Here is a 6,582-nt window from a genome sequence, read left to right as displayed (position 1 = left end):
CTGACCGACCTCCGGTCGTGCTCCCCACAGATCTGCGATATCTGATTTCCACACGAGAAGTATCAGATATGCTCCTCGCCAGGAACGGAGGAGGGAGCAGTCTTGGGGGATCTGACGATCGAAGCGCCGGTGATGCGTTCGGTTGCATCGATGGCGAAGTCCGCGGGGGCGGAGTTCGGCTCGGAACGGGCGCTTTCGCGGGCTGACGGCGGATGCTTCGGCTCCGATCTCGTGGTGTCGGCGTTCGCATCCTCGGCGCGGGCGCTGGACGCGATGGTCCGCTCGCTCCGCGAGGATGCGGACACGTTGAGCCGCTTCGTGCAGAACGCACTCGCGGTGCTGGAGCAGACGGACGCGGGTCTGGCGGTGAAGCTCCAGTGACGCTCGACCCGACCGTGGGCGACCCGGACGCCATCCGTCGTCTCGCTCGCCTGCACACGGCGCACGCCGACGGTGTCCGGGCGGGGACCCGGCACGTGGTGGATGCTGCGGAGGCGGCGCAGTACGGGTGGCGCGGGAAGGCGCAGGAGCGGTTCGTCGCGGTCGCGGCGACGGTGCCCGAGAGCGCGCAACGTGTCGCGGCTCGGCTCGATCAGGCCGCCTCGGCACTGTACACGTACGCACGCGAGGTGCAGCAGATCCAGGACGAGGCGCAACGGGTACGGACTGCGCAGCAGAACGCGGCCGATGACGTCGCGGCGAACGCCCGCGCGATCCGAGCCGCCACCGCGACCGTGCAGAGCGCGGATGCCGTGGAGTCGGACACGACGAGACTGCGTCAGCTGCAGGCCGGAGCGGCGGGCCTCGCTGGGCTGCAGGGGCGGTTGTCGACGCAGTGGGACGAGCTGGTGACGCGGCGAGAGGCTGCCGACCGACGTGTTGCCGCTGCTCTGGAAGCACCGGAGGTCGTCGGCAAGCTGCAGTCTGCGGCCGCCGTGGGGAGGATGAGTGACGGGCAGTTCCTCACGTGGCTCGGCACGCTCGACAAGGAGTCGATCGCGGCGCTGCGGGACGATCCGACAACGACCGCTCGCCTGGCGCGGATGGACGCGAAGGACGTGGCGACGTGGTGGACGGCGATGTCCGACCCTCGTGGCGCGCACTCCGCCGAGCAGGACGCATTCGTGGCGGCGATCCCGGCGGTGCTCGGGAACCTGAACGGTGTCGCCTACTGGGCGAGGGCTCGAGCGAACTCAACCGTGCTCGAGGACAAGCTCGCTGAGGCGAAGCGGAAGACGTCGTACTGGGAGAAGCAGTTGGACGGGGCGGGGAGTCCTGCCGCTGCTGCGTCGGCGCGGGCGCAGCTCCAGGTGTGGGAGCGGCAGCGCGACGGGTACCAGAACATTAAAACGACACTGGACACGAAATCCGTCTCTCTCATCTCGCTCGTTGACGACCGGCCACCACTGGCGCAGATCGTCTCGGGAGACATGGACTCCGCAAGCCACGTGACATACATCATTCCCGGGATGAACACTGCGACCTATCAAGACGGGACTGTAAGCAATTATGCGCTGATCGCCGACGGCATGCGCAGTCGGCAGGCTGCGGCGGGCGGTGTTCTTCCTGATGACGTCGCGGTCGTGTCCTGGATCGGGTACCACGGACCGATGGCCGATGACCTGTCGTTCGCTTCAGTTGTGGCGAACGAGCGCGCACATGTCGGAGCCGAAACACTTGTGGCCGACTTGAGCGGCTTCGACGCCGGTGCGGCGTCCGGGAAGGATGCGGACTTGTCTGTTGTCGCGCATTCCTACGGCACGAATGTGACAACGATCGCCCTGACGAAGACCCATGCTGATCATGCCGTGCTTTTCGGATCCGCCGGGATTACGGACGTGGCGCCGAACGCGGACGCTTTGGAGGTTCCGAAAGGCGAGGTCTTCGCGAGCCAGGGCGCGAGGGACGGGTGGGCGATCACCGGGCAGCACCTGTCGGGTCGGCAGGATCCGACGGACCCGACCTGGGGTGCCCATGACTTCAGCTCGGAGACACGAAGGGCCGGTGGAGATCTACTTCACGGCATCACCCATCACGGCCCGTACGACGGCCGAGAAGGCAACGAGCACGGACGGTACTCGTACTTCGACAACAACACGACCGCGCAGTACTACGCCGCGAAAGCAACGATGGGATTGGGCGATCAGGTCCCCGAGGCCGGTAAGCCCTTCGATCGGATGCGGCAGCAAACGAAAGAGGATTGGTTCATGTACGAATGGCAGACAGGACTCACCGGTGACCCGACGCTCTGACCGCCTTGTCGGGGGAGCGTTATTCGCCAGCGCGGCGCTCCTTCTGACCGCTTGCGCCGACACCGGCCCTCACGCCCCTGCGAGTAAGGAAACTTCGATGACTCCGGAACAATCGCACGAGAACGTCATGAGTATCTTCCGAGCCGTGAAGTCCGTCGTCGGAGAGGCGGGCTGGGAGGAGGGTACCGTATCTGGGTGGAACGACTGTTCATCCGGGCGCGGCAACGCTGCCCAGTTCTCCCTCACTGCGATTCGCAAGCATTCACTTCCTGCAGCGCCCGACAATGTGACACGGGATGTTGCGGAGGCGCTGAGGTCCGAGGTGGGGCTGAGCGGTGTACCGGTGCAGCACGACGACACACTGCGACCGCCGCGAACCGTTGTCTCGTACCCCAACGGCTACAACGGTGGGACCGCGGCCGACGGGTTCGGCCTGGAGTTCCAGTCGGGCGTGGACTTTGCCAGCCTCCTCATCTGGGGACACTGCGTGCCAGGGGAGGTGCCGGACCTCGGAACCCCCTTGAACCCGCGACCGACTGACCTTCCGTAGTACCTTTCGACGCGCTGTTGAGACAGATACCGATGACGGAAATAAGCCGGCGGGTTCGTCGTAGTCGTCGTCGAGTTCTGGTGCCCCGATTGCCAAGCCGTCCCCGAAGGTGGGCGCGCTGCCATCGGAGCGGCGCGAGGAGCGTGCGACTGATCAGGCGCTGGCGGTCGGGCATGGCCGGGCGGTCAGATCGGCCGCCGGTGTCGGAGGGTTCGATGGGGGGACTCTTCGGCGCCGGAGATGCGGGCAGGGAAATTACTCCCTCGGGCGGCCACGGAGGCAGCGACGGTACACGGTGACGAGGACGCGAAACTGCCCGCTACGCCGCCGTCTCAGAGCGCAGCCCGCGCCCGCTCGACCGCCTCGATGAAGCGCGGAACGCCCCACACGAGGAAGGTCGGCTCGATCCCGCTCCGGAGGGTCACGCGGACCAGCTTGCGCAGACCGTGCGACACGTCCTCGAGCCGCACGATCTCCTCGACGGGGAGCCCGAAGTCCGCACGCACGAGCGTGACGGGGAGCGCTCTGAACCACAGCACCTCGGGCGTGAGCGTGAGTCGCCCGCCCACTTCGAGGCGGCGCGGTGACCGTCGGCTGGCGCTCGGCAGCCAGCCCGGGATCACGTCGGACGCCCCCGATCGCGGGAAGTCGGGCTGGTAGGTCGCGAACTTCCTGACGAGGACGGTGGAGGCATCGGCGTACGGCACGGGCTATCGGTTCCCGACGGCTTCGAGGTAGCGACGCGCGCCGCGGATCTGCCGGCGGAACACGATCGTGATGCCGATGGACATCGCGACGAGCAGGAACACGAGCCCGCGTGCGATGCCGGCGCTCCAGGGGTCGTCGCGCACGAGGCTCGGCAGCTGCGGCCCGGCGATGCCCGCGTAGAGCAGCAGGAACTGGCCCAGCACGATGGGCAGCGAGAGCGACGCACCCCGCGCCTAGTCGGACGCTCGCCGCGCCAACTCCGAGCCCGGCTCGCCGAGCGGGCGAGCAGAGAACACCGTGCGGCGCAGCGCCCTCCGCTCGGCTCGGTCGAGCCCCCGCGCGGGAGACTGGATCGACGGCCCGAGCTTGAAGGTCGTCGGGAGGAGCGACGCGGCCCCGCTCAGTCCGCCGATGCTGAGACCGAATCCGATGATCGTCAGGGTCCGCGTCAGCACGTCGTCTCCGTTGCGGATGATCACCCCGATCACCGCTCCGAGGACGAGCCCGCCGATCGCGATCGGAACGGTCCGCCGCCACGCGCGGCGGGCGATGCGTTCGAAGTCCCCCATGTGCCACCCTACGAGGAGTGTCCTCCGGTCGCGCTGTCGGCCGGGAGGCACGGACCACGTCACCAACGCAGCGTGCGTCGCGCAGGTGGGTCGCGCCTCCAGGCCCGACCGCCTCGCCCACGCGGCGTGCGTTGCGGGGGCGGGGCGTGCCTCCCGGCGGTCAGGCGGTGGTCCGACGCGGACGGAGGACGCCCGCGCGGACCAGCCACACGTAGAGGATGCAGCCGATACAGACGTCGAAGACGGCGTTGAGGAACGCGGCGACGAGGGCGACAGCGGCGCCGACCGGCGCGGCGTACGGGACGCCGACCAGGGCGAGGAGCAGTGCGACGGCGGTGACGAACAGGCCGACCTGCTGAGCGAAGGTCGGGGGTTCCGGGGCCTCGAGCTCGGCGGGCGGCGATAGGCGCGGGCGGATGAAGCGGCGGAAGAGCGCGCCGTAGGGGTGGCGTCGGATGCCGCCGATCCCGCCGATGGCGAAGAGCACGACGATGACGGCGAGCAGGACGATGCCGGCGACGGACGTCGCGGAGATCAGCGTGAGGACGATCGTCACTGCGAGGAGAACGGTCGTGATCGCGGCGCCGAAGCGCGGCGAACGGGGGTCGATGCCGGTGGTGGTGTCGCTCATGCGGGTGCCTCCTGGAGGACGGTCGCGAGTGCTGCGGAGAGTTCGGCGGGGCGTGGCGGTCCGCCGAAGCGGGTGCGGACGGTGTGGTCGGCGTCGACGAGCAGGACCGTCGGGGTCTGCAGGACGTTGTAGCGGGTCGCGATCTCGGCGCGCTCGGCCACGTCGATCTCGACACGTTCGACGCCGTCGTGCTGGGCGGCGAGGGCGTCGAGCTGGCGGCGGGTGCCGGGGCAGCGCGCGCAGGTCGGCGTGGAGAACTGGACGAGGGTGGCGCGGGCGCCGAAGGCTTCGGCGGGAGCGATGCCGTGTGCGGTGGTGCTGCTCGCGCTCGCTGCGCTCGTCTCGTCGGAAACCGGGCTCGTGGCGGGCGTCGCTCCCGCGCTGCTGACCGTGCGTGCGCGGCCGGTCCGGCTCCGGAGGACGAAGCCGAGCAGGGTGGCGACGGCGAGCACTCCCACGAGGACGGCGACGGCCGTGACGACGGTCATGGGAGGACAGTACGTCCACCCGGTGACACACGGACGGTGGGTGACACCGTGTGACGTGGTGCAGGCTGGTCCTCATGAACGACGTCCCCACGATCCTGTTCGTCTGCGTCCACAATGCCGGGCGCTCCCAGATGGCCGCCGGGTACGCGCGGGCGCTCGGCGGCGACCGGGTGCGGGTGCTGTCGGGCGGGAGCGAGCCAGGGTCGCAGATCAACCCGGTCGCGGTCGCAGCGATGGCGGAGGAGGGGATCGACATCACCGGCGCGGTACCGCAGCTGCTGCAGACCGCTGACGTCAAGGACTCGGACGCGGTGATCACGATGGGCTGCGGAGACGCCTGCCCGATCTTCCCGGGCAAGCGGTACGAGGACTGGGAACTGACCGATCCCGCGGGCAAGGGCCTCGACGAGGTGCGAGCGATCCGGGACGACATCAAGCGGCGGGTGTCGGAGTTGCTCGGGTCGCTGCTACCGGCGTCGGCAGTGACGCCCGGGCGCTACCGGCACTTCAAGGGCGGCGAGTACGAGGTGGTCCTCGTGGCGAAGGACGTCGAGACCGAGGAGCCGGTCGTCGTGTACCAGGCGCTGTACGGGGAGCGGGGGCACTGGGTGCGGTCGCTCGCGGACTTCACCGCCTGGGTGTCGCGCGACGGCTACGAGGGGCCGCGGTTCGTGCGGGTGGACGGCGACGACGGGGTTGTCGGCGGCCGCCCCTAGGCTCGCAGCGCACCAACGAGACGGGGGACCCGCATGCAGATCACCACCGACGGCGGCGTCCTGCTCAGCCCGAGCGACCTCAGCACGTGGGCGTCCTGCGAGTGGGCGTTCCTCCGACGCCTCGACGCCAAGCTCGGTCGTGGCGAACCCCTGCCCGAAGTCCACGACGACATGCTCGAACGGACCGCTCGGCTCGGCGATCAGCACGAGCTCGACTACCTCGAGATACTCAAGCAGTCGCACGAGGTCGTCGAGTTCGACCGGCCCGAGCCCGCCGGGTACGCGGCAGCCGCGCAGGCAGCGCTGGACACCCTGCGCGCCGGCGCCGCCGTGCTCTACCAGCCGACGTTCCACCGCGCTCCTGCCCCCGACGAGCCGGGCTTCATCGGCTTCGCGGACTTCATCATCCGCAACGCCGCCGGCGAGTACGAGGTCTACGACACCAAGCTCGCCCGCCACGCCAAGATCAGCGCGCTCCTGCAGCTCGCCGCCTACGCCGAGCAGATGCAGGCGCACGGCATCCCCACCGGCGAGCAAGTCCACCTCGTGCTCGGCGACCGGACGACCACCACGCACGACCTCGCCGACATCGCGCCGGTGTACCGCACCCAGCGGGCCGAGCTGCAGCGTGTGATCGCCGAGCGGATGGCGGCGGACGACGAGCTGGC

Annotated in this window: 10 protein-coding genes and 1 pseudogene; 6 read left to right on the top strand and 5 right to left on the bottom strand. The window is 69.3% G+C overall.

All coding sequences use genetic code 11. The features are described from left to right. The first annotated feature begins 102 nt into the window (after nt 1-102). The 3 genes from I59_RS14780 (at nt 103) to I59_RS21565 (ending at nt 2,802) form a co-directional block, all read left to right on the top strand. Nucleotides 103-381 (top strand): hypothetical protein, encoded by a 279-nt coding sequence (locus I59_RS14780; protein ID WP_148286257.1) that lies wholly within the window; start codon nt 103-105, stop codon nt 379-381. Next, nucleotides 378-2,252, top strand: a complete 1,875-nt coding sequence (locus I59_RS14775) for an alpha/beta hydrolase (RefSeq protein WP_022904533.1) — start codon at nt 378-380, stop codon at nt 2,250-2,252. The genes I59_RS14780 and I59_RS14775 overlap by 4 nt, the downstream gene beginning before the upstream one ends. 145 nt (nt 2,253-2,397) lie before the next feature. Next, nucleotides 2,398-2,802, top strand: a complete 405-nt coding sequence (locus tag I59_RS21565) for a hypothetical protein (RefSeq protein ID WP_261976589.1) — start codon at nt 2,398-2,400, stop codon at nt 2,800-2,802. A gap of 332 nt (nt 2,803-3,134) precedes the next feature. On the opposite strand, the gene I59_RS14765 is transcribed toward I59_RS21565, so the two are convergent. The 5 genes from I59_RS14765 to I59_RS14745 all read right to left on the bottom strand — a co-directional run bounded on the left by I59_RS14765 (nt 3,135) and on the right by I59_RS14745 (nt 5,198). Next, complete coding sequence (locus tag I59_RS14765; RefSeq protein ID WP_022904531.1) at nt 3,135-3,509, bottom strand: hypothetical protein; 375 nt, start codon at nt 3,507-3,509, stop codon at nt 3,135-3,137. Between the two features lie 3 nt (nt 3,510-3,512). Continuing rightward, on the bottom strand, nt 3,513-3,713 hold the full coding sequence (locus I59_RS14760; protein WP_022904530.1) for a hypothetical protein: 201 nt from the start codon (nt 3,711-3,713) through the stop codon (nt 3,513-3,515). A 30-nt stretch (nt 3,714-3,743) separates the two neighbouring features. Further along, complete coding sequence (locus I59_RS14755) at nt 3,744-4,079, bottom strand: hypothetical protein (RefSeq protein ID WP_022904529.1); 336 nt, start codon at nt 4,077-4,079, stop codon at nt 3,744-3,746. Nucleotides 4,080-4,239: 160 nt separating this feature from the next. After that, on the bottom strand, nt 4,240-4,710 hold the full coding sequence (locus I59_RS14750) for a DUF4395 domain-containing protein (RefSeq protein WP_022904528.1): 471 nt from the start codon (nt 4,708-4,710) through the stop codon (nt 4,240-4,242). After that, on the bottom strand, nt 4,707-5,198 hold the full coding sequence (locus tag I59_RS14745) for a thioredoxin family protein (protein WP_022904527.1): 492 nt from the start codon (nt 5,196-5,198) through the stop codon (nt 4,707-4,709). Before I59_RS14745 ends, I59_RS14750 begins: the two co-directional genes overlap by 4 nt. A gap of 74 nt (nt 5,199-5,272) precedes the next feature. Here I59_RS14745 and I59_RS23625 point away from each other — a divergent pair. The 3 genes and pseudogenes from I59_RS23625 to I59_RS20120 all read left to right on the top strand — a co-directional run. Further along, nucleotides 5,273-5,674, top strand: a pseudogene (locus tag I59_RS23625) (arsenate reductase ArsC); the annotation flags it as partial. Between the two features lie 6 nt (nt 5,675-5,680). Then, nucleotides 5,681-5,914: a DUF1653 domain-containing protein gene (locus I59_RS23620; RefSeq protein ID WP_175329663.1), complete on the top strand. Its 234-nt coding sequence runs from the start codon at nt 5,681-5,683 to the stop codon at nt 5,912-5,914. Nucleotides 5,915-5,947: 33 nt separating this feature from the next. Further along, a partial coding sequence (locus tag I59_RS20120) for a PD-(D/E)XK nuclease family protein (RefSeq protein WP_042726786.1) occupies nt 5,948-6,582 on the top strand: 635 nt, incomplete at its 3' end.

The sequence above is a fragment of the Curtobacterium sp. B8 genome, assembly GCF_000333315.1.
GTDB classification, from domain to species: domain Bacteria; phylum Actinomycetota; class Actinomycetes; order Actinomycetales; family Microbacteriaceae; genus Curtobacterium; species Curtobacterium luteum.
The sequence above is the reverse complement of the archived record's forward strand: the minus strand, read 5'-3'. Positions and strand labels throughout refer to the sequence as shown.

Bases quoted from the DNA above. Each gene is read 5' to 3' on its own strand.
- I59_RS14755 (WP_022904529.1), bottom strand. From the start codon at position 4,079: ATGGGGGACTTCGAACGCATCGCCCGCCGCGCGTGGCGGCGGACCGTT.
- I59_RS14750 (WP_022904528.1), bottom strand. From the start codon at position 4,710: ATGAGCGACACCACCACCGGCATCGACCCCCGTTCGCCGCGCTTCGGC.
- I59_RS14745 (WP_022904527.1), bottom strand. From the start codon at position 5,198: ATGACCGTCGTCACGGCCGTCGCCGTCCTCGTGGGAGTGCTCGCCGTC.